Annotated in this window: 23 protein-coding genes and 1 other RNA gene; 7 read left to right on the top strand and 17 right to left on the bottom strand. The window is 60.1% G+C overall.

Annotated elements, in window-relative coordinates; genetic code table 11:
- Nucleotides 1-2 precede the first annotated feature (2 nt).
- From mraY to rsmI, 9 genes are all read right to left on the bottom strand, one after another.
- Complete coding sequence (mraY, locus tag M1E16_RS04705; protein WP_063324484.1) at nt 3-1,085, bottom strand: phospho-N-acetylmuramoyl-pentapeptide-transferase; 1,083 nt, start codon at nt 1,083-1,085, stop codon at nt 3-5.
- The gene (locus M1E16_RS04700) at nt 1,085-2,452 is read right to left on the bottom strand and encodes a UDP-N-acetylmuramoyl-tripeptide--D-alanyl-D-alanine ligase (protein WP_458129314.1); all 1,368 of its coding nucleotides are present in this window, start codon (nt 2,450-2,452) and stop codon (nt 1,085-1,087) included. Before M1E16_RS04700 ends, mraY begins: the two co-directional genes overlap by 1 nt.
- Nucleotides 2,445-3,908: a UDP-N-acetylmuramoyl-L-alanyl-D-glutamate--2,6-diaminopimelate ligase gene (locus M1E16_RS04695; protein WP_434695781.1), complete on the bottom strand. Its 1,464-nt coding sequence runs from the start codon at nt 3,906-3,908 to the stop codon at nt 2,445-2,447. Before M1E16_RS04695 ends, M1E16_RS04700 begins: the two co-directional genes overlap by 8 nt.
- Nucleotides 3,908-5,647, bottom strand: coding sequence for a peptidoglycan D,D-transpeptidase FtsI family protein (locus M1E16_RS04690; protein WP_305501351.1), 1,740 nt, complete (start codon nt 5,645-5,647; stop codon nt 3,908-3,910). Before M1E16_RS04690 ends, M1E16_RS04695 begins: the two co-directional genes overlap by 1 nt.
- The gene (ftsL, locus tag M1E16_RS04685) at nt 5,647-5,940 is read right to left on the bottom strand and encodes a cell division protein FtsL (protein ID WP_003178214.1); all 294 of its coding nucleotides are present in this window, start codon (nt 5,938-5,940) and stop codon (nt 5,647-5,649) included. Before ftsL ends, M1E16_RS04690 begins: the two co-directional genes overlap by 1 nt.
- Nucleotides 5,937-6,884, bottom strand: a complete 948-nt coding sequence (rsmH, locus tag M1E16_RS04680; protein WP_305496646.1) for a 16S rRNA (cytosine(1402)-N(4))-methyltransferase RsmH — start codon at nt 6,882-6,884, stop codon at nt 5,937-5,939. Before rsmH ends, ftsL begins: the two co-directional genes overlap by 4 nt.
- Nucleotides 6,881-7,336 carry a division/cell wall cluster transcriptional repressor MraZ gene (gene mraZ / locus M1E16_RS04675; protein WP_186530428.1) on the bottom strand — a complete coding sequence of 152 codons (456 nt, stop codon included), beginning with the start codon at nt 7,334-7,336 and terminating at the stop codon, nt 6,881-6,883. The genes rsmH and mraZ overlap by 4 nt, the downstream gene beginning before the upstream one ends.
- A 308-nt stretch (nt 7,337-7,644) precedes the next feature.
- An RNA gene (rnpB, locus tag M1E16_RS04670) (RNase P RNA component class A) lies at nt 7,645-7,998 on the bottom strand.
- A 74-nt stretch (nt 7,999-8,072) separates the two neighbouring features.
- The gene (gene rsmI, locus M1E16_RS04665) at nt 8,073-8,945 is read right to left on the bottom strand and encodes a 16S rRNA (cytidine(1402)-2'-O)-methyltransferase (protein ID WP_434625955.1); all 873 of its coding nucleotides are present in this window, start codon (nt 8,943-8,945) and stop codon (nt 8,073-8,075) included.
- A gap of 250 nt (nt 8,946-9,195) precedes the next feature.
- Here rsmI and M1E16_RS04660 point away from each other — a divergent pair, with 250 nt between their 5' ends.
- The 4 genes from M1E16_RS04660 to M1E16_RS04645 all read left to right on the top strand — a co-directional run bounded on the left by M1E16_RS04660 (nt 9,196) and on the right by M1E16_RS04645 (nt 12,635).
- Nucleotides 9,196-11,007, top strand: coding sequence for a penicillin-binding protein activator (locus M1E16_RS04660; RefSeq protein ID WP_458129313.1), 1,812 nt, complete (start codon nt 9,196-9,198; stop codon nt 11,005-11,007).
- On the top strand, nt 11,007-11,369 hold the full coding sequence (locus M1E16_RS04655; protein ID WP_434569741.1) for a YraN family protein: 363 nt from the start codon (nt 11,007-11,009) through the stop codon (nt 11,367-11,369). Before M1E16_RS04660 ends, M1E16_RS04655 begins: the two co-directional genes overlap by 1 nt.
- Before the next feature lie 97 nt (nt 11,370-11,466).
- A complete protein-coding gene (locus tag M1E16_RS04650) occupies nt 11,467-12,060 on the top strand; it encodes a phosphoheptose isomerase (RefSeq protein ID WP_007928463.1) in 594 nt (197 codons plus the stop codon).
- Nucleotides 12,057-12,635: a BON domain-containing protein gene (locus M1E16_RS04645; RefSeq protein ID WP_030139689.1), complete on the top strand. Its 579-nt coding sequence runs from the start codon at nt 12,057-12,059 to the stop codon at nt 12,633-12,635. Before M1E16_RS04650 ends, M1E16_RS04645 begins: the two co-directional genes overlap by 4 nt.
- Nucleotides 12,636-12,953: 318 nt before the next feature.
- On the opposite strand, the gene M1E16_RS04640 is transcribed toward M1E16_RS04645, so the two are convergent.
- The 7 genes from M1E16_RS04640 to rplM form a co-directional block, all read right to left on the bottom strand.
- Nucleotides 12,954-13,364, bottom strand: a complete 411-nt coding sequence (locus M1E16_RS04640) for a ClpXP protease specificity-enhancing factor (RefSeq protein WP_458129312.1) — start codon at nt 13,362-13,364, stop codon at nt 12,954-12,956.
- Nucleotides 13,365-13,380: 16 nt separating this feature from the next.
- Nucleotides 13,381-13,998 (bottom strand): glutathione S-transferase N-terminal domain-containing protein, encoded by a 618-nt coding sequence (locus tag M1E16_RS04635; protein ID WP_003178195.1) that lies wholly within the window; start codon nt 13,996-13,998, stop codon nt 13,381-13,383.
- A gap of 152 nt (nt 13,999-14,150) precedes the next feature.
- The gene (locus M1E16_RS04630; protein ID WP_305496653.1) at nt 14,151-14,933 is read right to left on the bottom strand and encodes a cytochrome c1; all 783 of its coding nucleotides are present in this window, start codon (nt 14,931-14,933) and stop codon (nt 14,151-14,153) included.
- Nucleotides 14,933-16,144, bottom strand: a complete 1,212-nt coding sequence (locus tag M1E16_RS04625) for a cytochrome b (RefSeq protein WP_434625960.1) — start codon at nt 16,142-16,144, stop codon at nt 14,933-14,935. The genes M1E16_RS04630 and M1E16_RS04625 overlap by 1 nt, the downstream gene beginning before the upstream one ends.
- On the bottom strand, nt 16,144-16,737 hold the full coding sequence (gene petA / locus M1E16_RS04620; protein ID WP_305496657.1) for a ubiquinol-cytochrome c reductase iron-sulfur subunit: 594 nt from the start codon (nt 16,735-16,737) through the stop codon (nt 16,144-16,146). Before petA ends, M1E16_RS04625 begins: the two co-directional genes overlap by 1 nt.
- A gap of 257 nt (nt 16,738-16,994) precedes the next feature.
- The gene (rpsI, locus tag M1E16_RS04615) at nt 16,995-17,387 is read right to left on the bottom strand and encodes a 30S ribosomal protein S9 (RefSeq protein ID WP_003228056.1); all 393 of its coding nucleotides are present in this window, start codon (nt 17,385-17,387) and stop codon (nt 16,995-16,997) included.
- Nucleotides 17,388-17,401: 14 nt separating this feature from the next.
- Nucleotides 17,402-17,830 (bottom strand): 50S ribosomal protein L13, encoded by a 429-nt coding sequence (gene rplM / locus M1E16_RS04610; RefSeq protein ID WP_003205365.1) that lies wholly within the window; start codon nt 17,828-17,830, stop codon nt 17,402-17,404.
- Between the two features lie 245 nt (nt 17,831-18,075).
- On the opposite strand from rplM, the gene M1E16_RS04605 reads away from it, so the two are divergent.
- Entirely contained in the window at nt 18,076-19,116 is a 1,041-nt protein-coding gene (locus M1E16_RS04605) for an NADP(H)-dependent aldo-keto reductase (RefSeq protein WP_198796609.1), read from the top strand.
- A 130-nt stretch (nt 19,117-19,246) separates the two neighbouring features.
- Here M1E16_RS04605 and M1E16_RS04600 read toward each other — a convergent pair whose 3' ends face one another.
- Complete coding sequence (locus M1E16_RS04600; protein ID WP_434625962.1) at nt 19,247-20,383, bottom strand: acyl-CoA dehydrogenase family protein; 1,137 nt, start codon at nt 20,381-20,383, stop codon at nt 19,247-19,249.
- A 244-nt stretch (nt 20,384-20,627) separates the two neighbouring features.
- On the opposite strand from M1E16_RS04600, the gene M1E16_RS04595 reads away from it, so the two are divergent.
- Nucleotides 20,628-21,524: a GlxA family transcriptional regulator gene (locus M1E16_RS04595; RefSeq protein WP_305501352.1), complete on the top strand. Its 897-nt coding sequence runs from the start codon at nt 20,628-20,630 to the stop codon at nt 21,522-21,524.
- A 266-nt stretch (nt 21,525-21,790) separates the two neighbouring features.
- Complete coding sequence (locus M1E16_RS04590; RefSeq protein ID WP_458129311.1) at nt 21,791-23,737, top strand: FAD-dependent oxidoreductase; 1,947 nt, start codon at nt 21,791-21,793, stop codon at nt 23,735-23,737.
- Nucleotides 23,738-23,867: the final 130 nt, after the last annotated feature.

Below are 23,867 nucleotides of genomic sequence, written 5' to 3'. Positions count from 1 at the left end.
TTCTACCTCAGCTTCAGGGTGGCAAGGCCGACCAACACGAGAATCACGGTGATAATCCAGAAACGGACGATCACACGCGGCTCGGGCCAGCCCTTGAGTTCAAAGTGGTGGTGGATCGGCGCCATGCGAAATACCCGGCGGCCGGTCAATTTAAAGGAAGCAACCTGAATGACGACTGACAGGGTCTCCATCACAAACACGCCGCCCATGATGAACAGGACGATTTCCTGGCGAACGATGACGGCGATGGTGCCCAGGGCCGCGCCCAGCGCCAGCGCGCCGACGTCGCCCATGAAGACTTGCGCCGGGTAGGTGTTGAACCAAAGAAAGCCCAGGCCGGCACCGATCAGCGCGCCGCAGAATACGATCAGCTCGCCCGCCCCCGGTACATAAGGAATCAGCAGGTATTCAGCGAATTTCACGTTACCCGACAGGTAGCAGAAGATCCCCAGCGCACCACCGACCATCACCGTCGGCATGATCGCCAGGCCGTCGAGGCCGTCGGTGAGGTTGACCGCATTGCTCGAACCGACGATCACCAGGTAGGTCAGCACGATGAAACCTGCGCCCAGCGGGATGCTGTAGTCCTTGAGCATCGGCAGGATCAGGGTGGTTTCCACCGGCGAGGCGGCGGTCATATAAAGGAAGATCGCCGCGCCGAGGCCGAACACCGACTGCCAGAAATATTTCCAGCGGCTTGGCAGCCCACGGGAGTTCTTCTCGATGACCTTGCGGTAGTCGTCGACCCAGCCAATGGCGCCGAAAAACAGCGTCACCAGCAGCACGACCCAGACGTAACGATTCGCCAGGTCGGCCCAGAGCAAGGTGCTGATACCGATGGACGACAGGATCAGCGCGCCGCCCATGGTCGGCGTACCGGATTTGGACAGATGCGACTGCGGGCCGTCGTTACGAACCGACTGGCCAATCTGCAGGTTCTGCAGGGTGCGGATCATCCACGGGCCCAGGAACAGCGACAACGACAGCGCGGTCAGCACACCCAGAATCCCGCGCAGGGTCAGGTACTGGAAGACCGCGAAGCCTTTGTGGAACTGTTGCAGGTACTCCGCTAGCAGCAGCAGCATTAATGTTTCTCCATACGGGTGCCGCACAAAGCCGCAACGATGTTTTCCATCGCCGCACTGCGTGAGCCCTTGATCAATAGGGTGGTGTTCGGGTCTTGCTCGGCGCCCAGGGCCTGGATCAGCTCGGCCTGCGTGGTGAAATGCTGTGCGTGCTCGCCAAACGCCGCCACGGCGTGGGCCATCATCGGGCCGACCGCGTACAGCGCATCGACCTTGCCGCGCGCGTAGGCACCGACATCGTGATGGCCTTGCTGCGCCCACTCGCCCAGTTCACCGATATCCCCGAGCACCAGCACGGTGCGACCGGAGAAACCGGCAAGGATATCCACAGCGGCGCACATGGACGTCGGGTTGGCGTTGTAGGTGTCGTCGATGACGCGCATGCCGTTGCTTGCCAACTGCGCGACGCTGCGTCCCTTGACCGGTTGTACGGCGTTCAACCCGGCGACAATGCCCGGCAACGACACACCCAGCGCATGGGCGGCGGCCGCGGCGGCCAGGGCATTGGCAACGTTATGCGTGCCAAGCAGGTTCAACTGCACGCGCTCCGCGCCATCAGGGCTGTGCAGGTTGAAAGCCGGGCAACCACGGGCGTCGCGATCCAGGTCGCTGGCGTAGAAATTCGCCGCCAGGTTGCTCAGGGCGAAGGTCAGCACCTTGCGCTCCCCGGCCCGGGCCTTCCAGATTTCGAAGGCTTTATCGTCGAGATTGAGCACGGCGACGCCATCTTCAGCCAGCCCTTCGATGATCTCGCCCTTGGCCTCGACAATTTTCTCGGGGCCGCCGAACTCGCCGACATGGGCGGTCCCGGCGTTGTTGAGCACCGCCACGTGAGGCTTGGTCATGCCGACCGTGTAGGCAATCTCGCCGAGCCGTGAAGCGCCGAGCTCGATGACCGCGGCGCTGTGCTCCGGCGCCAGTTCGAGCAGGGTCAAAGGCACGCCGAGATCATTGTTCAGGTTGCCACGGGTCGCCAGCACCGGACCGCGCGTGCGCAGGATGCTCGCGAGCATCTCCTTGACCGTGGTCTTGCCGCTGGAACCGGTGATGGCCGCGACCGGGTTGGCAAACGCCGCGCGATTCAGCGCACCGAGCTGACCCAGGGCCTGGCGAGTGTCGCTGACCAGCAACTGCGGCAGCGTGCTGTTGCTCACTTCCCGCTCGACCAGTGCTGCGACCGCGCCTTTGGCTGCCACCTCGTTGAGGTAATCGTGACCGTCGAAGCGTGGTCCGGCCAGGGCGACGAACAACTGCCCCGACGCGATCGCACGGCTGTCGATGCTGACGCCGTCGAACGAGGCGTCCGCGGCGATCAGGCGCGCATTCAAAGCGTTACTCAGCTCGCTGAGCTTCAAGGCCTTAAGCATGGGCCACCTCCCATGCGGTCAGGGCGTGATCGGCTTCCACCAGATCGGAAAAGGCCTGGCGCACGCCGTTTATTTCCTGGTAGTCCTCGTGCCCCTTGCCGGCCAGGACGATGACGTCGTCCGCCGAAGCGCTGGCGATCAATTGGGCAATGGCCTGGCCACGCCCGGCCACGAAGGTGACGTTGTCCACCTCCGAGAAACCGGCGCGGATGTCGTCGAAAATGCGCGCTGGATCTTCACTGCGCGGATTGTCATCGGTGACCAGCACGCCATCGGCCAGTCGTTCCACGACCTCGGCCATCAATGGGCGCTTGCCGCGATCACGATCGCCGCCGCAGCCGAACAGACAGAGCAACTTGCCCTTGGCGTGCGGACGCAGTGCCGTGAGGACTTTTTCCAGTGCATCGGGGGTGTGGGCATAGTCGACCACTACCAGCGGCTGGGTTCCGCCGCCCAGGCGCTGCATGCGTCCGGCCGGACCTTCGAGTTTCGGCAGCACCTTGAGAATTTCGTCCAGGGCATAGTCCAGCCCGAGCAAGGCGCCAATGGCGGCCAACACGTTGCTCAGGTTGAAACGCCCCAGCAAGGTGCTGCGCAAGTGGTGTTCGCCCTGGGGCGTGACCAGCGTGGCGCGCACGCCTTCGTCATCGAATTGCGCCTGGCGGATATAAAGGTAGGCGCTGGCGTCTTCCTGGCTGTAGGTGATCAACCGGGACTCGCGCTGCTCGGCGGCCAGTTGGCGGCCGAACTCGTCATCAATGTTGATGACCCGGCACTTCAGATCGTTCCAGGCGAACAGCCTGGCCTTGGCTTCGCCGTAGGCCTGCATGGAGCCGTGGTAGTCCAGGTGATCCCGGGACAGGTTGGTCAGCACCGCGACGTCGAACGCCAGTGCAGTGACGCGACCCTGATCAAGGCCGTGGGAAGAGACTTCCATCGCCACGGCCTTGGCGCCGGCCTTCTTCAGGTCGGCCAGGGTCGCCTGCACGGCAATCGGGTTCGGCGTGGTGTGCAGGCCGCTTTGCAGCGCGCCATGGAAACCGTTGCCCAGCGTTCCGACGATGCCGCAATGCTGGCCGAGCAGATCCAGCGCCTGCGCCACCAACTGGGTGACGCTGGTCTTGCCGTTCGTGCCGGTCACGCCGATCAGGTTCAGGTGACGGCTCGGTTCGCCATAAAAACGCCCGGCGATGTCCGACAGCTGCGCCGCCAGTCCCTTGACCGGGATCAGCGGAACATCGGTGATCGGCAGCACGGTTGCGCCGTTCACTTCATAAGCCACCGCCGCCGCGCCACGCTTCAAGGCGTCGGCAATGTGGTCACGGCCATCGAAACGGGCACCCGGCACCGCCAGGAACAGGTCTCCGGCGCGCACGTCGCGGCTGTCGAGGGCCAGCTCGCGAATCAGCAGGTCATGCCCGGCGTGGGCAAAAATCTTGTTCAGGCTCAGGGACATCAGCCTCGCCCTCCGTCGGCTTTCAGGGGGACGACCGGGGCGGTACTCGCCTGCTGGGTCGGCGGCAGGTTATCCGGGGTGATATTCATCAGGCGCAGGGTGCCGGACATCACTTTGCTGAACACCGGCGCCGATACCAGGCCGCCGAAATAACCGGCCTTGCTCGGTTCGTCGATGACCACCACGATGGCATAGCGCGGATCGCTCATCGGCCCGAAGCCGGCGAACAGCGAACGATAGGAATTCTCGGCATAACCCTTGGTGCCCACGGAAGTCTTGCGCGCCGTACCGGACTTGCCGGCAACGTGATAGGCCGGAACCTGAGCGCGATAGACACCGCGCGGCGCCTCGATCACCTGTTGCAGCATGCCCTGCATGGTCTTGGCGACGTCCTCAGGAATTACCTGGGTAGTTTGCGGCGCCTTGTCGGTCTTGATCAGCGTCAACGGGGCAATACGGCCGTTGTTAGCCAGCGCGGAAAACGCGTGGACGAGCTGGATCGCCGTCACGGAAACACCGTAGCCGTAGGACAAAGTGGCTGTTTCCGCCTTGCGCCATTCACGATAGTTGGGCAGGTTGCCGACGCGCTCGCCCGGGAAGCCCAGGCCCGTGTCCTGGCCGAGGCCGATCTTCTGGGCCAGGCGATAAATCGCCTCGCCACCGATATCGAAGGCGATCTTGCTCATGCCGACGTTACTGGAGTTGATCAGGATGCCGGTCAGGTCGAGCACCGGTCCTTCGGTCTTGGATACGTCACGAATGGTGTACTTGCCGATCTGCAACGTGCCCGGATAGACCTCGACGGTGTCGCTCGGCTTCCAGCGCCCGGTTTCCAGGGCGGCGGCCATGGACACGGCCTTCATCGTCGAACCGGGTTCGAACACGTCGATCATCGCGCGGTTGCGCATCATCGCCGGCTGCAGGTTGCGACGGTTGTTCGGGTTGTAGGTCGGCTGGTTGACCATGGCGAGGATCTCGCCGGTCTTCACGTCCATGATCACCAGGCTGCCGGCCTTGGCACCGTTCTCGACGATGGCGTTGCGCAGCTCGCGGTTGGCCAGATATTGCAGGCGCAGGTCAATGGACAACGCCAAGGGCTTGCCGGCCTTGGCGTTTTTGGTGACCTGGACATCCTTGATCAGCCTGCCGCGCCGATCCTTGATGACCTGGCGCTTGCCGGCGACACCGGCGAGCCATTCGTCGTAGGCCAGCTCGACCCCTTCCCGTCCCCGGTCATCGATGTCGGTAAACCCGACCATATGGGCGGTGACCTCACCGGCCGGATAAAAACGCCGAAACTCTTCGATGCCGTAGACCCCCGGCACTTTCAGGTCGAGCACGCTCTGGCCTTGCTCGGGCGTCAGCCCGCGCACCAGATAGATGAATTCCTTGTTGGCCTGGGCTTCGAGGCGTTCGGTCAGAGCCTTGGGGTCCTGGCCGAGGGCGGCAGCCAGCGCCGGCCACTTCTCCTTGGCCTGCTGCATTTCCTTGGCGTTCGCCCACAAGGTGGTCACCGGGGTACTGACAGCCAGCGGCTCGCCATTGCGGTCGGTGATCAGGCCACGGTGAGCCGGGATCGGGATATGACGCACGCTACGGGCGTCGCCCTGTTCCTTGAGGAAGTCACGGTCGACCACTTGCAAGTCGATGATGCGCCACGAGATGGCCGCGACCATGATCCCGAGCAAACCCAGAACCAGGCGGAACCGCCACGGGAACAGCGCCCCTTCGAGCTTCATCATGGCGCCACCATCTGCACTTCAGCCGCACCGGGGATGCGCATCTTCAGTTGTTCGGTCGCCAGGACTTCGATACGGCTGTGGGCGGTCCAGGTACTTTGCTCCAGGATCAACCGACCCCACTCGGCCTGCGCCTTGTCGCGCACGCTGAGCTCGTTGTAAAGGGTGTTGAGCAACTGCCGGTTCCAATGCGCGCTGTAAGACACGGCAATGGCCGACACGAGCACGCCAATAAACAGCAGCAGCATGAAAAAGCTGCCGCCTGGCAGGGGCTTGGCGAAGAGCTTGCTCACCGCAACTTCTCCGCGACACGCATAACGGCGCTACGGGCGCGAGGGTTGGCCTTGAGCTCGGCCTCGGAGGCGAACTGCGCTTTGCCATGAATCTTGATTTTCGGTACGAAGGCCTCGAAACGCACCGGCAGATTGCGCGGCAGGTTATCGGCTTCGCCTTTGGTGAGCTTGCGCATGAACAGCTTGACGATACGGTCTTCCAGGGAATGGAAGCTGATCACCACCAGGCGCCCACCGATTTCCAGTGCCTCGAGAGCGGCTTCGAGACCGGCCTCAAGATCGCCCAATTCGTTGTTGACGTGGATACGCAGCCCTTGGAAAGCCCGGGTCGCCGGGTTCTTGCCTTTTTCCCAGGCAGGGTTGGCAACCTTCAGCACTTCGGCCAGATCACCGGTACGCTCGAACGGCTTGATGTCGCGACGCTCGACCACCGCGCGCGCCATGCGCCCGGAAAAACGTTCCTCGCCGTATTCCTTGAACACGCGGGCGATTTCTTCTACGGACGCGGTATTGACGAATTCAGCCGCGCTGATGCCACGGGACGGATCCATGCGCATGTCCAGCGGACCGTCGTTGAGAAAACTGAAGCCGCGTTCCGGGTCGTCCAGCTGCGGCGAAGACACGCCCAGGTCAAGCAACACGCCGCTGACCTTGCCTGCCAGGCCGCGTTGGGCGACTTCCGAACCGAGCTCCGCAAAGCTGCGCTGCACAACGACAAAGCGGCCGTCTTCGGCCGCTAGCGCTTGCCCGGTGGCAATCGCTTGAGGATCCTTGTCGAACCCCAGCAGCCGACCGTCCGGACCGAGCTGGCTGAGAATCAGCCGGCTATGCCCGCCACGCCCGAACGTGCCGTCCAGATAGCAGCCATCAGGACGTACGGCGAGAGCCTCGACGGCTTCGTCAAGCAGTACGGTGATGTGGTTAAAGCCGCTATCAGTAGTCACAGGATCAAATCACGCAGTTCATCAGGCATGGCGCCCGGTTGTTGAATAGCAGCAAGGTCGGCGGCAGAAACCGCATTCCAGGCATCTTCGTCCCACAGCTGGAACTTGTTCAGTTGGCCCACCAGCATCGCGCGCTTGTCCAGCCTGGCGTACTCGCGCAGACGCGGCGGCACCAGGAAACGACCGCTGCCGTCGAGTTCGAGGTCGACGGCATTACCGATCAGCAAGCGTTGCAGGCGACGGTTCTCTTCCCGCAGCGAAGGCAGTGCGCGCAGTTTGGTTTCGATGATTTCCCACTCATCGAGAGGGTAAACGCATAAACATGGATCAACGGCGTCGATCGTGACGATTAACTGCCCCGAACTTCGCGAAACGAGCTCGTCACGATACCGGCTCGGCATGGCGAGACGGCCTTTTGCATCGAGACTGATAGCGTTAGCTCCGCGAAACACGTCAGCGTTTCTCCACTTTTTGGCGTTTTACCTTCAAAAAAACCCACTTCATGCCACTTTCCGCCACTTGCGCACACTATAGGAATGCGCCCACCGCACCGTCAAGGCGCGGAATGAAGGAAAAGCCTTATAGATCGGAGATTTAGGAGCGTTTCAGGAGGGGCAACAAGAAACTGACGTAGGAAAATTCGCTTTAACTCGAAGGCACACAGGGGACTGCACGCAGAAGTTAAAGTGATTTATTAAGAGTAAGATTTTTTTGATCTTAGGAACTGCTTCTGCCATTGATTCCGGCAGGGAGGGAAAAGGTGGAGAGTCGATCTGTAAGCCGGGTTCTGTCTTGAACAGTCATTCGTCTACGATGGCCATCACTGGACATCTTTAGCAACCTACCCGGTCCCAGCGCGGGCCACGCCTTGGGACCCTATTTGGTCTTGCTCCAAGTGGGGTTTACCTAGCCACGAACTGTTGCCAGTCGTGCGGTGCGCTCTTACCGCACCTTTTCACCCTTACCGGCGCCGAAGCGCTTAGGCGGTTATTTTCTGTGGCACTTTCCGTAGGCTCGCGCCTCCCAGGCATTACCTGGCACTTCGCCCTATGGAGCCCGGACTTTCCTCCCCCCCCTAATTTTCATAGAGGGCAGCGACTGTCCGATCGACTCTCCGCCGCGAAGGTTAACGGTAGCGCGCCCGAAGAACAAGCGCTAAAAGCCCTTGGCCAGCTTGGCGCGCCGGTTTCATTGAGCCTTCTGTTTATCCAGCGCAGCCTGATACAGCACATTCTTGCGCTCGCCGGTGATCTGCGCGGCGAGGGCCGCCGCTCGCTTGAGGGGCATTTCCTCCAGCAACAGATCAAGGATGCGCATCGCTTCGCTACTGACGGCGTCTTCGTCCTGGGGCGGTGTCCAGCCCGCGACCAGCACCACACACTCACCACGCTGCTGATTGCTGTCGCTTTCAACAAACGCACGCAACTGCGCCAGAGGCAGCCCCTTCAAGGTCTCGAAGGTTTTCGTCAGCTCCCGAGCCAGCAATGCCTGGCGCTCGGGACCGAACACCAGCTCCATGTCCTGGAGACATTCGAGGATACGGTGCGGCGCCTCATAAAAGATCAGCGTTCGAGGTTCCTCCTTTATAGCTTCCAGGCGCCCTCGCCGCCCCACCGCCTTGGCCGGCAGGAAACCTTCGAAGATAAACCGGTCCGATGGCAAGCCGGCCGCCGACAACGCCGCGATCAATGCGCAGGCACCTGGCACCGGCACTACATTGATACCGGCAGCGCGGGCCTGGCGCACCAGGTGGTAACCCGGATCGGAAATCAGCGGCGTGCCGGCATCGGAAATCAGCGCCACATTGTCGCCGGCCAGCAGACGGGTAATGAAACGACTGCCTTCGTCCCGTTCGTTATGTTCATGGCAAGCTGCCAATGGCGTAGAAATACCGAAGTGCTGCAGCAGACGCTGGGAGTGACGCGTGTCTTCGGCGGCGATAAGGGCGACCTCGCCAAGGATCTTCAGCGCGCGGGCGCTGATATCGTCCAGGTTGCCGATGGGCGTCGCCACCACGTAAAGCGAGCCGGCAGCGGAATTCAAAGCACCTGGAGCAGTCAAAGCGCACACCTCATGATCATGAAAGTGGGCATTGTAGCGTGTGCCGCCATTCTCAGCCGCTCACATTACCCCCCGTGGGAGGGAGCTTGCTCCCTCCCACGGGGTCAGACATTCGAGTGAGCAGCATCTTTGTGCTGCAATGCACGCTTTGAAATACCTAAATTGATCGATTCACACCACTAACATCGCGCCCCGGCCAGTGCTTGGGTACAATTCGACGCTAATTTGATCTCGTATCAGGAACACTTACATGATCGCTTGCCTGCGGCTGCTCTCCGCCCTCTGCCTCGCTGCCCTCCTGGCGGCTTGCGTCAGCTCGCCCTCGTCCAGCCTTGGCGAACTTCCACGGACCCCGGACGCCAGTATCGAGCAATTGCTCGAACAGGCCGCCCAGAGTAAAAACCCGGAACAAGCCGCCCTGCTGCGCTTGAGCGCCGCCGACCTGGCCTACCGCCAGGGCAATGCCGGCCAGTCCGCACAGATCCTGCAACAAGTGCCGATGGAGCAGCTCAAGCCCGGCCAGCAGATTTTCGCCAACACGCTGTCGGCCGAACTGGCGATGATGCGCAACCAGCCCAAGGCCGCGCTGACTTCGCTGAGCCATCCGAGCCTGCAGCACCTGAGCGAAATGCCCGTGGAGCAGCAAGTCCGCACCGGTACCGTCCGCGCTCGCGCTCTGGAGGCCGATGGCCAGACCCTGGCCGCCGCCCGCGAACGGATCTTCATTGCTCCGCTGCTTGAAGACGAAGCAAAGGCAAAAAATCACGAAGCCATCTGGACACTGATCGCCTCGCTGCCCACCGATCAACTGCAACCGACCACTACCGACGATCTCGGTGGCTGGCTGAGCCTGGCCAAAGCCGTGAAAACCGCCGGCACCCTGGAGCAGCAGCAAGCCGCCATCGACAGCTGGCGCGATCAGAACCCGAAACACCCTGCCGCACTCCAGTTGCCGACGCCGCTGGCCAAGCTCAAGGAGCTGGCAAGCCAGCCACTGAGCAAGATCGCCGTGTTGCTACCGCAGAATGGCCCGCTGGCCGCGGTCGCAAAAGCACTGCGCGAAGGCTTCATGGCCGCGCATTACCAAGCCCAACAGGCCGGGCAGAAGCCGCCGAGCATCCAGTTCTATGACAGCGCCAGCCTGACCTCGATGGACGACTTCTATCGCAAGGCCCAGGCCGACGGCGTACAGCTGGTGGTCGGCCCGCTGGAAAAACCATTGGTCAAGCAGATCAGCACCCGCCCGCAATTGCCGATCACCACCCTGGCGCTGAACTACAGCGAAGGCGAACAAGGCCCGCCGCAACTGTTCCAGTTCGGCCTGGCGCCTGAAGACGAAGCCCGCGAAGTCTCCCGGCGCGCCCGCGCCGACGGCCTGCATCGCGCAGCCGTGATGGTGCCGAAAGGCGAATGGGGCGATCGCGTCTTGAAAGCCTTCAGCCAGGATTGGCAGGCCAATGGTGGGACCATCATGGCAATCGAGCGTGTCGATCAGCCAGTGCAACTGGCCCAGCAGATCGCCGACATGTTCCAGCTGCGCCAGAGCGAAGGTCGCGCCAAGAGCCTGCAAAGTACGGTAGGCACCGCGGTCGCGGCGCAGCCATCGCGTCGCCAGGACATCGAGTTCATTTTCCTCGCGTCGACCCCGCAGCAGGCCCAGCAGATCAAGCCGACCCTGAACTTCCAGTACGCCGGCGACGTGCCGGTCTACGCGACCTCCTCGGTGTTCAGCGTCAGCGGCGACCAGAACCAGTACAACGACATGAACGGCGTTCGCTTCTGCGAAACCCCATGGCTGCTCGACGCGAACGATCCGCTGCGCCAGCAGGTCACCGCGCAGTGGCCCCAGGCGGCCGGCAGCCTGGGCCGGCTGTACGCGATGGGCGCTGACGCCTATCGCCTGGCTCCACGCCTCGGCCAGCTCAAGGCCCTGCCGGACAGCCGCATCGAAGGCCTGTCGGGTAGCCTGGCTGTCTCCCCGACCCAGCGCGTGCAACGTCAACTCCCTTGGGCGCAGTTCGTCAACGGCCAGGTCCAGCGCCTGCCGGACACTCCGCGCTGATGCCCGACCGATCGCGCCAGCAAAGCGGCAGGGATGCCGAGGGCCTCGCCCTCGCGCATCTTGAGCAACACGGCCTGCGACTGCTGGCGCAAAACTGGCTGTGCAAACGCGGCGAGCTGGATCTGGTCATGCTTGACGGCGATACAGTAGTATTCGTCGAAGTCCGCTACAGAAAAAATACCCAATGGGGTGGCGCGCTCGACAGCATTGACCAGCGCAAGCGCCAGAAGCTGGTTTTCGCCGCGCAGTATTTCCTGCAACGCGAGTCTCGCTGGGCCGATCATCCTTGTCGCTTCGACGTGGTTGCCATCGATAGCAACGTCGACCAACTGAATTGGCTGCAAAACGCCTTCGACAGTTGAGCGCAGCCGAGCCGGACACCTTCACTCAACTTTTTTGCTCTTTGCTTTGCGCGCCGCACATTTGTGCCGATAAGTCGCGCTACTTAAGGTCACACAGATGGACATGCAATCGCGAATCCGCCAGCTTTTTCAGGCCAGCATCGACACCAAGCAACAGGCGATGGACGTACTTGCACCGCACATCGAGCAAGCCAGCCAAGTGATGGTCAATGCCTTGCTCAACGAGGGCAAGATGCTTTCGTGCGGCAATGGCGGTTCGGCCGGCGACGCCCAGCACTTCTCTTCGGAACTGCTCAACCGCTTCGAGCGCGAACGTCCGAGCCTGCCGGCCATCGCACTGACGACCGATAGCTCGACGATTACCTCGATCGCCAACGACTACAGCTACAACGAAGTGTTCTCCAAACAGATCCGCGCCCTCGGCCAGCCTGGCGATGTGCTCCTGGCGATCTCCACCAGTGGCAATTCGGCGAATATTATTCAGGCGATCCAGGCCGCACATGATCGCGAAATGATTGTCGTAGCATTGACCGGTCGCGACGGCGGCGGCATGGCTTCACTGCTGTTGCCTGAAGACGTCGAGATCCGCGTACCGGCCAATGTCACCGCACGTATTCAGGAAGTCCACCTGCTGGCGATCCACTGCCTTTGCGACTTGATCGACAGCCAACTGTTCGGGAGTGAAGAATGACCCCTAATCGCCTAGGCCTTTTGGCCCTGACCCTGTGCCTCGGCATCAGCGGCTGCACATCGGTGGTTAACGCCAGCCGGGAAAAGCCGATTGAAGACGACCGCGGCACCCGCACCTTCGGCAGCAAGATCGACGACTCGTTGATCGAAACCAAAGTGGGCGTGAACATTGCCAAGGCCGACCCGGACCTGGACAACAATTCGCACATCGTCGTCACCAGCTTCAACGGCGTTGTGCTGCTGGCCGGCCAGACGCCCCGCGCCGACCTCAAGGCCAAGGCCGAACAGGAAGCCAGCGCCGTGCAGCGGGTCAAGACCGTGCACAACGAACTGCAGGTCCTCCAGCCCTCTTCGCTGCTGGCTCGCCAGAACGACGCCTGGCTGACCACCAAGATCAAGACCCAGATGCTCACCGACGCCAGCATTCCTGGTTCGCGCATCAAGGTTGTGACAGAGAACGGGATTGTCTATCTGCTGGGGTTGCTCACCAAGCAGGAGGCTGCGCAGGCGACCAATCTTGTTCAGGGTGTGTCTGGGGTGCAGAAGATTGTGAAGTTGTTTGAGTACATTGACTGATATCCAGCGCTCATTCGCTCAAGAAAAACGGCGTTTGCTCCGCGATGGAGAGGCGCCGTTTTTTTATGGGATATTCCTTAAAGCCGACCTGGTTTCGGTGGTTTTTGCATTTTCTCTGTGGGAGCGAGCCCGCTCGCGAAGGCAGAGTATCAGCCGATCAAAATGTCGGATGTGGTGGCCTCTTCGCGAGCAGGCTCGCTCCCACGGGATATCTGTGATGCACATGAGTGCCGATTGGTGGGGCACTCAAAAAAATGCCCGCATCTCACGACACGGGCATTTTCTCAACCAAATAACCAGGCTTTCACACAGACCCGATCACTTCACCACTTTCAAACTAGGCCGCCCGCTAGGACGCGGCGGCTCGTCGTCGGGCGGCACGTCCTCATCCGCCTCGAACTCTTCCTCACCGCCCAACGGCACTTCCAGCTCGAATACCATTCCCTGGCCATTCTCCCGGGCATAGATCCCCAGGATGGAGGCAATCGGCACGTACAGCGTATGCGGCACCCCACCGAAGCGCCCCTCGAAACTGACCGCATCGTTGTCCATGTGCAAATGACGTACAGCGGCCGGCGATACGTTCAAGACAATTTGCCCGTCATTGGCAAAACCCTGCGGCACCTGTACCGACGGATACTCGGCATTGACCAGCATGTGCGGGGTGCAATCGTTGTCCACAATCCACTCGTAGAGCGCGCGGACCAGATAAGGTCGACTGGAGTTCATAGCGGCTCCCTAAGCCTTAGCGCATGTCACGTTCGACACCAGACAGACTCGCCTGGAAAGCCTCACGCGCAAATTGGCGCTCCATATAATCAAGCAACGGCTTGGCGGGCCGTGGCAGTTCGATACCCAGGATCGGCAAACGCCAGAGTATGGGCAATAGGCAGCAATCCACCAGACTTTGTTCCTCACTGAGGAAAAACGGCTTGTCGACAAACAGCGGCGACACGCCTGTCAGGCTTTCGCGCAATTCCTTGCGCGCCACGACACGCGCCGGCTCCTTGGTCCTGGAATCCAGGATCAGGTCCACCAACCCGCACCAGTCACGCTGGATGCGATGGATCAGCAAACGACTGTTGGCACGCGCGACCGGGTACACCGGCAGCAAAGGCGGATGCGGATAACGCTCATCCAGGTACTCCATCACCACGGTCGACTCCCACAGTGCCAGGTCACGATCGACCAGCGTGGGCAGGCTGCCGTAAGGGTTCACCTCGATCAGCTTCGGCGGCTGACGGCCCGCTTCGACGTAAATGATCTCGGCGCTGACACCCTTCTCGGCCAGTACGATACGTACCCGGTGGGAATAGTGGTCGGCGGGGTCGGAGTAACAGGCCAACCGATTGGTCACGCCCATGGCGATCCTCCTCGCTTGTTGAAATTATCGAAAAACGGAAAAACGAGCGCGCCCAGAGGACGTCTCCCGTAACCACCTGGCCGACCAGGCTCGTTACACCTTCAGAGACGCCCTTGGGCGCGCACGATTAACAGCAACGGCTTACAGCTTTATCAATGCACGTCTTTCCAGTATTCACGCTTGAGCAGATAAGCGAATACGAAGAAGAACGCCAGGTACAGCAATACATACGTACCGATGCGCTGATGTTCCAGCTTCACCGGGTTGGCCGAGTAGGCCAGGAAGGTCACCAGGTTCTTGACCTTCTCGTCGAACTGCTCCGGGGTCAGGCTGCCGGAGTTCGGCACGATGGTCAGCTGGTCGCAGGCTTCATGGGTCAAAGCGGTGCCGGTCAGCGGATCATATTGCTTCTTGCCGTCCTCGACGATCTGAACCTGCTTGCAGCCTATCACCTGACGACCCTGCAGGCCGACCAGAACGTTCGGCATGCCGACGTTCGGGAAGACCTTGTTGTTCACGCCCCAAGGGCGCGCCGGGTCTTCATAGAACGAACGCAGATAACCATAAAGCCAGTCGGTACCACGCACGCGCGCCACCAGGGTCAGGTCGGGCGGCGCCGCGCCGAACCAGGTCTTGGCATCCGCCGGCTGCATGCCGATGTTCATGTGGTCGCCCAGCTTGGCGCCGGTGAACACCAGCTTTTCAAGCATCAACTCATGGGGAATACCCAGGTCATCGGCCACGCGCTCGTAGCGTTGGAACTTGGCGCTGTGGCAGCCCATGCAATAGTTGGCGAAAGTACGGGCGCCGTCCTGCATGGCCGCTTTGTCGGAAACGTCGATGTCGACTTTTTCCAGCTCCGGACCACTCGATGTGGACGCAAAGGACAGGACAGGCAAAGCAGCAAGAATCAGTACAGAAAATAGCTTTTTCATCAGCCAGCCACCCTTTCCGGAACCGGTTTGGTCTTCTCGAGCCTGGTGTAGAACGGCATCAGAATGAAGTAGGCGAAGTACAGGAAGGTGCAGACCTGTGACAGCAGCGTCCGGCCCGGTGTCGGTGCCAGCACACCCAGCACGCCGAGGATCACGAACGAGATGCAGAACACCCAGAGCCAGATCTTGCTCAGCCAGCCCTTGTAGCGCATCGACTTGACGGGGCTGCGGTCCAGCCAGGGCAGGACGAACAGCACGGCAATCGCGGCGCCCATGGCAATTACGCCCAGCAGCTTGTCGGGAACCGCCCGCAGGATCGCGTAGAACGGGGTGAAGTACCAGACAGGGGCAATGTGCTCAGGGGTCTTGAAGGCGTTGGCCTGTTCGAAGTTCGGCTTCTCCAGGAAGTAGCCGCCCATTTCCGGGAAGAAGAACACGATCGAACAGAAGATGAACAGGAAGACCACGACGCCGACGATGTCTTTCACGGTGTAGTACGGGTGGAAGGCGATGCCATCCAGCGGTACGCCGTTCTCGTCCTTGTGTTTCTTGATGTCCACGCCATCGGGGTTGTTCGAACCGACTTCATGCAACGCCAGGATGTGCAGTACGACCAGGCCGAGGATCACGATCGGCAAGGCCACGACGTGCAAGGCGAAGAAGCGGTTCAGGGTAATGCCCGAGATCAGGTAGTCACCGCGGATCCACTGGGTCAGGTCATCGCCGATGACCGGGATCGCACCGAACAGCGAGATGATCACCTGGGCGCCCCAGTAGGACATCTGGCCCCACGGCAGCAGATAACCCATGAAGGCTTCGGCCATCAGCGCCAGGTAGATCAGCATGCCGAACACCCACACCAGCTCACGCGGCTTCTGGTACGAACCGTAGAGCAGGCCACGGAACATGTGCAGATAGACCACGATGAAAAACGCCGAGGCGCCGGTGGAGTGCAGCAGACGCAGAATCGAGCCGTACTCGACATCACGCATGATGTACTCGACGGAGGCAAACGCTTCCTCCGCCGACGGGGTGTAGCTCATGGTCAGCCAGACACCGGTAACGATCTGGTTGACCAGGACGAGCAATGCCAGGGAGCCAAAAAAGTAGAAGAAGTTGAAATTCTTCGGCGCGTAATACTTGCTGAGATGGTCTTCCCACATCTTGGTCGCGGGAAAGCGCGCATCAAACCAGTCCATTAATTTGCTCATCACGCTTTCTCCGTATCGACGCCAACGACAATGATGTCGTCCGACTCATAGGAATGCGGGGGAACTGGCAGGTTCAGAGGTGCAGGCTGCGATTTGTAGACGCGACCGGCCAGGTCATAGTGGGAGCCGTGGCATGGGCAGAAATAACCACCGACCCAGTCTTTGCCCAGGTCGGCAGGCGCCACTTCGGGACGGAACGTTGGCGAGCAACCCAGGTGAGTGCAGATCCCGATCAGCAGCAGGACTTCCGGCTTGATCGAACGGGTTTCAGGGTTGACGTACTCCGGTTGGACCGAGTTCTTGGAAGAGGGATCGGACAGCTGGCCCTCGATCTTTTTCAGATTCCCCAGGATCTCCTCTGTACGGCGGACGATGAATACCGGCTGGCCGCGCCACTCAGCAATCATTTGCTGGCCTGGCTCGATCTTGCTGACATTCACTTTCACCGGTGCGCCTGCGGCTTTCGCCTTGGCACTGGGAAACCATGACCCCACGAACGGGACCGCAGCCCCCACCGCTCCTGCAGCACCCACCACGGATGTGGCTGCTACCAGGAAGCGACGCCGGCCTGCATTCACGCCGTCATTGCTCATTCAGTCCTCTCCCATCAGCTTTGTGGCCTGTTAAATCAGGCGTCTACTAAGTAAAAATCTGAACTTATAAAAATTTTGCCGAATGGTAATGAAAACCCCCAATTCTGACAAGGTAATTACCCAGCGGCCAAACCGCCAGGCCTTGTAGTATAGGGGCTCTACGAATGTGGCAAGTTGTCACAGAGCAATTATTTCGCGCATAAAAAAAACGCCCAGCTCCGTGAGGAACTGGGCGCCTTTTGAACGCGGAAGCGAAATTAACGCTTCGAGTACTGCGGACGCTTACGCGCTTTACGCAGACCGACTTTCTTACGTTCTACTTCGCGAGCATCGCGAGTTACGAAGCCAGCTTTACGCAGGGCGCTGCGCAGAGTTTCGTCGTAATCCATCAGGGCGCGAGTGATGCCGTGGCGGATTGCGCCAGCCTGGCCACTTACACCACCACCGATAACGGTGACGTAGATGTCGAACTTCTCGACGGTCTCGGTCAGTTCCAGCGGCTGACGAACTACCATGCGGGCAGTTTCGCGGCCGAAGAAGTTATCCAGGGAGCGGTTGTTGATGGAGATGTTGCCAGTACCCGGACGCAGGAAAACGCGTGCGGTTGCAGTCTTGCGACGGCCAGTGCCGTAATTTTGAGTCGCCGACATAATGAACTATTCCGTTAAAACTTCAGTTCTTGGGGCTGCTGAGCAGTATGAGGGTGAGCAGCGCCCGCATAAACCTTCAGCTTACGATACATGTCGCGACCCAGTGGGTTTTTAGGCAGCATGCCTTTAACCGCGGTCTCGATCACGCGCTCAGGGGCTTTGGCGATCAGCTTTTCGAAGTTGATCGACTTGATGCCGCCAGGAAAACCGGAGTGGGAGTAGTACATTTTGTCAGTGGTTTTAGCGCCAGTAACACGTACTTGCTCGGCATTGATCACGACGATGTAGTCACCGGTGTCAACGTGAGGGGTGTACTCAGGCTTGTGCTTGCCACGCAGACGGCTCGCGATTTCGGTGGCCAGACGACCCAGGGTCTGACCAGCAGCGTCGACGACAAACCAGTCGCGCTTTACTGTTTCCGGTTTAGCAGTAAAAGTTTTCATTCTTTATAGCCTCAGGGGCCGCCCTGTAAATTAGACGGCGGATCTTACTGAATAGTGCGTACTTTGACAAGTCAAAGGCAGCCGGATACAGACGCTTTCGGGGGCTCGGGTCGGCGCGTCCGTTCAACGGCAAGATTCTTCGGCGGCGGCGCATCACTTCCACTGCAGAAAGAGGTGCGCAATTATGCAGATTGCGAAAAATATTTCAACCTGCTTTTATGATTGTTTTGCCCAAGGAGTCCCTGATGGACTATCGCAAGCTAGGCCGTACCGATCTGAATGTCAGCGCCTTGTGTCTCGGAACCATGACCTGGGGCGAGCAGAACAGCGAGGCAGAGGCGTTCGCCCAGATTGAACGCGCCAAGGGTGCCGGGATCAATTTCCTCGACACCGCCGAGATGTACCCCGTGCCGCCGAAGGCCGAGACCTACGCCACCACCGAGCGTTATATCGGCAATTATTTCAAGAGCCGTGGCGACCGCGCCGACTGGATCCTGGCCAGCAAGATCGCCGGCCCGGGCAATACCATCGACTATATCCGCGACAAGAATCTCAAGCACAACCGCCGCCACATCGTCGAAGCGCTGGACGCCAGCCTCAAGCGCCTGCAGACCGACTGGATCGACCTGTACCAACTGCACTGGCCGGAGCGCAGCACCAATTTCTTTGGCCAATTGGGCTACACGCACAAGGCCGACGAGGATTTCACTCCTCTGGAGGAAACCCTCGAAGCCCTGGACGAACAGGTCCGCGCCGGCAAGATCCGCCATATAGGCCTGTCCAACGAGACGCCGTGGGGCACCATGAAATTCCTCGCCCTGGCCGAAGCCCGCGGTTGGCCTCGCGCGGTGTCGATCCAGAACCCGTACAACCTGCTCAATCGCAGCTTCGAAATCGGCTTGGCGGAAATCGCCATTCGCGAGCAATGCGGCCTGCTGGCCTATTCGCCCCTAGCGTTCGGTTTCCTGTCGGGCAAATACGAAAACGGCGCACGGCCCGCCAAGGGCCGCCTGACGCTGTACAGCCGCTTCATGCGTTACTTCAACCCGCAATCGGAAGCCGCCTGCAGCCGCTATGTGGCACTGGCCCGCGAACACGGCCTGGACCCGGCGCAAATGGCCCTGGCATTTGTTACCCAGCAGCCGTTCGTGACCAGCAACATCATCGGCGCCACCACGCTGGAGCAACTGGACAGCAACATCGCCAGCTTCGACCTGAAGCTGTCGGATGAAGTGCTGGCGGGAATCGAGGCGATTCACAAGGACCAGCCGAATCCGGCGCCTTGATTCATAGGCCCCTTCGCGAGCAGGCTCGCTCCCACACTGGCTTTTTGTCTGACCGCTACATTGCGATCGACACAAAACCTATGTGGGAGCGAGCCTGCTCGCGAAAGCGATCTGACATCCAACGCAATAATCAAAGCGACCGCGCAATAATCTCCTTCATGATTTCGTTGGTCCCCGCATAGATCCGCTGCACCCGCGCATCAGCCCACGCCCGGGCGACCGGATATTCCCACATGAAACCGTAGCCGCCATGCAGCTGCACGCATTCGTCGAGCACCTTGCATTGCAGGTCGGTGCCCCAGTACTTGGCCATCGCCGCCGTCGGTACATCGAGCTTGCCCTGCAGATGAAGCTCCAGGCAGCGGTCGACAAAGACCCGGCCGATCTGGATCTCGGTGGCCATTTCCGCCAGTTTGAAGCGGGTGTTCTGGAAATCCGCGATGGATTTGCCGAACGCCTTGCGGTCACGGGTGTAATCCAGCGTCCATTGCAGCGCCGCTTCGGCCGAGGCCAGGCCACCGATGGCGACGGTCAGGCGCTCCTGAGGCAGTTCCTGCATCAGGTAGGCGAAGCCCATTCCGGCCTGGCCCAGCAGATTTTCCTTCGGCACGCGGACATCCTGGAAGAACAGCTCCGACGTGTCCTGGGCCTTCATTCCGACTTTCTCCAGGCGCTTGCCTTTTTCAAAGCCCGGCGTGCCCGCCTCCACCAGGAACAGGCTGGTGCCTTTGGCCCCCGCCTTCGGGTCGGTCTTGGCGACGACAATAACCAGGTCGGCCAGGAAGCCATTGGTAATAAACGTCTTGGAGCCGTTGATCACGTATTCATCGCCGTCGAGCACTGCCGTGGTCTTCACGCCTTGCAGGTCGGAACCGGCGCCCGGCTCGGTCATGGCGATGGCCGTGACCATTTCGCCGGACACCAGTTTCGGCAGGTATTTATGCTTCAACGCTTCGCTGCCGTAATGCAGGATGTAAGGCGCGACGATATCGGAATGCAACGAGAAACCGATCCCGGTCAGCCCCAGGCGGCCGATTTCCTCGATCACCACCGTGCTGTAGAGAAAATCCGCCTCCAGCCCGCCGTAGGCCTCCGGCAGATGCGAGCACAACATCCCCGCCTCCCCGGCCTTGTTCCAGAGTTGGCGATCGATGTGCCCCTGTTTTTCCCACTGGCTGTGGTACGGCACGGCTTCTTTTTCAAGGAAGGTTCGTACGGTGTCGCGAAACAACTCGTGCTCGGGACTGAACAGGGTTCTGGGGATCATGGCGCACCTTTGGTTATTGTTGGGTGTGGTTATCCGACAGAGCCTAAGCCTGCGGCGTATGAGAGGACACTGGACACATCCGACAAAAAATAAGACGATCCAGCCGTCTGGTGACCACTTTCCCCTATAAAAATAAAGATGAGTTATGTCCATGCACGCCTCCACGCCCTTGCGGCGCGTCAGCATCCTGGCAGTCGACCGGGTTTTCGCTTCCACCCTCATGCAAGCCAAGGATTTTTTCCACCTGGCCAGCCTGCGCTACGGCAAACAGCTTGGCCACGGCCTGACCCCAGCGTTCGAAACCCGGCTGGTCAGCCCTGACGGCAAGCCAGTCAACAGCTTCAGCGATGTGCTCATGCCGGTGGACGGTGGCCTCGAAAATACCGATGTGATCATCCTGCCGGCGTTCTGGGATGACTTCGCCACGCTCTGCCAACGTTATCCCCAGGTCCTGCCCTGGCTGCGCGAACAACACGCTCGCGGCGCGGTGCTCTGCGGCGAAGCCACCGGAGTATTCTGGCTGGCCGAGGCCGGGCTGCTCGATGGCAAGGAAGCCACCACCTACTGGCGCTTCTTCAATGCCTTCAAGGAGCGTTTCCCTCAGGTGCACCTGAACCAGGACAAGCACCTGACCGACGCCGACAATCTGTTCTGCGCCGGCGGCACCACGTCGGCCTGCGACCTTTACATCTACTTGATCGAACGCTTCTGCGGCGCCAACGTCGCCCAGGCCGTGGCGCGGGACATCCTGTATGAAGTGCAGCGCAACTATTCGCCGGGACGCATCGGCTTTGGCGGGCAGAAACTGCATCAGGACGTGATCATCCTGCAGATCCAGCAATGGCTGGAGGAGCATTTCGCCGACAAGTTCCGCTTCGAGGACGTCGCCCGGGAGCACGGCATGAGCATCCGCAATTTCATGCGCCGCTTCCAGACCGCCACCGGCGACAAGCCCTTGCACTACCTGCAACGCCTGCGGATAGAAACCGCCAAGGGCCTGCTGTCCGGCAGCCGCAAGAGCATCAAGACGATCAGCTATGAAGTCGGCTACGACGACGCGAGCTTTTTCGCACGCCTGTTCCGGCAGCACACCGACCTGTCACCGAACCAGTACCGGCAGCAATTCCAGCAGGCGGCGTGAGCACGCCGCTGAACGCAAATTCCATTGTGGGAGCGAGCCTGCTCGCGAAGGCGGTGTGTCAGCTTGCAGGGTTGTTGAGCAGGCTCGCCTCTTCGCGAGCAGGCTCGCTCCCACCTTGGTCACTGGCGGTTCAGGCCACCCCCTCCTCGCACATTCCTACATAAAAAGCAGAACACAGAACGCCCGAGTAGCGGATTTCGCTCACATACAACTTCACATGAACGACTCAATATCGCGCCCTGAAAAAACCATCAGGGACGATCAAAATGACCATCGGATCAAGCTATAACTACCCCTCCTCCGCCTCCAGCGACGGCGCTCGAACCAAGCGCTCGACGGGTAATAAATGGGCGGCTCGCTTCCCGAACCCACCCGACCTGTGTTTCGACTACCGCGCGCTGGTCGAACAGGAAAATGGCATTGCCAAGGCCAGTGATCCAGCACATCGCATCTGCATCATTGGCGCTGGCGTTACCGGCCTGACCGCCGCCAGAGAGCTTTATCGTTGTGGGTTCAAACACATCACTCTGATTGAGCAGTCCAGCCGCATAGGCGGCAGGCACTTGACCGTACCCGGGAGTAAAAACGCCAGCGCGAGCCATACGCCTTTCGAAATGGGCGCCATGCGCATGCCCTTCTTCAACCGGGTGGACGAGCCCCCCACAGAAGGGCGGTCGATGATGGCTTATTACGCCAAGGCGTTTGATTTATCGACTGCGAACTTCGCCAATCCTGGAAGCGAGTGGGTCCGTTCGACAGGGGTCTATCTGCGCGAGGGCAGCGTTGGTGGCGGGCCGACGCCACAAATGCTGATCTGGAAAAACCAGGACGGCCACACGCCACCTCCTGGCACGGAACTGCAAAAGGTCTATGCAAAATGGACAACCTTCGCCGACCGGATGACTCGACATGTTGCAGAGGTTTATGCCAGCGAAAGATGGGAAGCCATGTGGTCAGCCATCGTGGCGAAATATGAGCGTGTCTCGTTCCGCGACCTGGTGAGCATGCCTGCATTGCAAGCTTGGGATGAACGCTCACCGGGAGATTTCGGCGGGATGGGGATGTCCGCCGAAGAGTCCGCGATCTTTTATGCCATCGGAATAGGCGATGGCAGCTGGGGTGCCTTTTATGATGTCTGTTCCCTGTATCCGCTTCGCACCGCCATCTTTGGATTCAGCAGTCAATTGCAATTGGTACTGGGTCGGGTCGACTCGATGGGCGATCCGCTGCCCGCACCTCAGCTGCATGACGCAACCACTGTCGATTCGGCGGGATTGAGTTTCGACAGCCCTCGCTATATCGGGCTCGCCGCTTTGAGCGAGTGCCTGTTATTCATGAAAACCGCCGAGACGGGTAGATCGTTCTACGAGCATTGCCGTGAACGACAGGATGGATTGCTGACAGACTCATCCGTTACGAAATTGATAAAACTGGCGAACGGCAGGATACGCGTCCATTTCGACTGGAAACACAGTTTGCCCGAGCAAACCCAACAGCGCTTCGAGGACTTCGACTCGGTCATTTTGACACTCCCCTCCTGGTTGATCGAAACCCGCATCGAGCTTGAGAACTTCACCCCGCAGATGCTGCCTCTGGAAACGATCAGCGCCTACAAGACGGCTCACTGGGAGACCAGTTGCAAGGTCTTTGCGCCACTGAAGAAATCATTCCTTTCCAGGAACAAGACGATTCCGCAGGCCATCGTCACCGACAGTTTCATCCATGACGTCTACACCTACCGCTACAACGACCACTACAGTTATGACTGCATCCTCCTGAGCTATACGTGGGAAGACGACGCCACCAAACTTGCCGCATTCACCGACGAGGAGCTGGTGGACAAGTGCGCCAGGGAGTTGGACCGGATATTGATGAAATGCACCAATATCCAGGAACGGATTTCACCCTATATCGGACTCGAACAAGCCGTAGTCCAACGCTGGATAACCGACAAGAACTCGTTGGGTTGCGCCAAGCTGTACCGCCCCGGCACCTATTACGATGCGGTTGGCCTGATGAAGTACAACAGGGATTTTGCCCATCATTCGGGCCTGTACTTTTCCGGTGAATCGTTTTCGGTGGATGCCGGCTGGACGGAGCCTTGCTTTCGGGGCGCCATAGATGCCGCCATTCATATCTGCGACAAAACCGCTGCAGTGTTTAATGGAGGTTTTTCCATGAACGACTATCCGCACTACCAAACCGCAACCTGACACCGGCATCTGGAGCCAGGCACAACGTGGATTGGCTCTGGCCCCCCTCCTCTCACAACAGCTCCGCTCATTCATCTTGGGAGATGCCCTACAAACCACACGGAAACGGCTGACTTACGCTCCACGCCCG

Source organism: Pseudomonas sp. Z2-11, assembly GCF_054161305.1.
This window is presented reverse-complemented; position numbering and strand designations above follow the sequence as displayed.

What these genes read in the sequence shown, in the direction of transcription:
- mraY (WP_063324484.1), bottom strand. Translation starts at nt 1,085, where the DNA reads ATGCTGCTGCTGCTAGCGGAGTACCTGCAACAGTTCCACAAAGGCTTC.
- M1E16_RS04700 (WP_458129314.1), bottom strand. Translation starts at nt 2,452, where the DNA reads ATGCTTAAGGCCTTGAAGCTCAGCGAGCTGAGTAACGCTTTGAATGCG.
- M1E16_RS04695 (WP_434695781.1), bottom strand. Translation starts at nt 3,908, where the DNA reads ATGTCCCTGAGCCTGAACAAGATTTTTGCCCACGCCGGGCATGACCTG.
- M1E16_RS04690 (WP_305501351.1), bottom strand. Translation starts at nt 5,647, where the DNA reads ATGAAGCTCGAAGGGGCGCTGTTCCCGTGGCGGTTCCGCCTGGTTCTG.
- M1E16_RS04660 (WP_458129313.1), top strand. Translation starts at nt 9,196, where the DNA reads ATGATCGCTTGCCTGCGGCTGCTCTCCGCCCTCTGCCTCGCTGCCCTC.
- M1E16_RS04655 (WP_434569741.1), top strand. Translation starts at nt 11,007, where the DNA reads ATGCCCGACCGATCGCGCCAGCAAAGCGGCAGGGATGCCGAGGGCCTC.
- M1E16_RS04650 (WP_007928463.1), top strand. Translation starts at nt 11,467, where the DNA reads ATGGACATGCAATCGCGAATCCGCCAGCTTTTTCAGGCCAGCATCGAC.
- M1E16_RS04645 (WP_030139689.1), top strand. Translation starts at nt 12,057, where the DNA reads ATGACCCCTAATCGCCTAGGCCTTTTGGCCCTGACCCTGTGCCTCGGC.
- M1E16_RS04640 (WP_458129312.1), bottom strand. Translation starts at nt 13,364, where the DNA reads ATGAACTCCAGTCGACCTTATCTGGTCCGCGCGCTCTACGAGTGGATT.
- M1E16_RS04635 (WP_003178195.1), bottom strand. Translation starts at nt 13,998, where the DNA reads ATGGGCGTGACCAATCGGTTGGCCTGTTACTCCGACCCCGCCGACCAC.
- M1E16_RS04630 (WP_305496653.1), bottom strand. Translation starts at nt 14,933, where the DNA reads ATGAAAAAGCTATTTTCTGTACTGATTCTTGCTGCTTTGCCTGTCCTG.
- M1E16_RS04625 (WP_434625960.1), bottom strand. Translation starts at nt 16,144, where the DNA reads ATGAGCAAATTAATGGACTGGTTTGATGCGCGCTTTCCCGCGACCAAG.
- petA (WP_305496657.1), bottom strand. Translation starts at nt 16,737, where the DNA reads ATGAGCAATGACGGCGTGAATGCAGGCCGGCGTCGCTTCCTGGTAGCA.
- rpsI (WP_003228056.1), bottom strand. Translation starts at nt 17,387, where the DNA reads ATGTCGGCGACTCAAAATTACGGCACTGGCCGTCGCAAGACTGCAACC.
- rplM (WP_003205365.1), bottom strand. Translation starts at nt 17,830, where the DNA reads ATGAAAACTTTTACTGCTAAACCGGAAACAGTAAAGCGCGACTGGTTT.
- M1E16_RS04605 (WP_198796609.1), top strand. Translation starts at nt 18,076, where the DNA reads ATGGACTATCGCAAGCTAGGCCGTACCGATCTGAATGTCAGCGCCTTG.
- M1E16_RS04600 (WP_434625962.1), bottom strand. Translation starts at nt 20,383, where the DNA reads ATGATCCCCAGAACCCTGTTCAGTCCCGAGCACGAGTTGTTTCGCGAC.
- M1E16_RS04590 (WP_458129311.1), top strand. Translation starts at nt 21,791, where the DNA reads ATGACCATCGGATCAAGCTATAACTACCCCTCCTCCGCCTCCAGCGAC.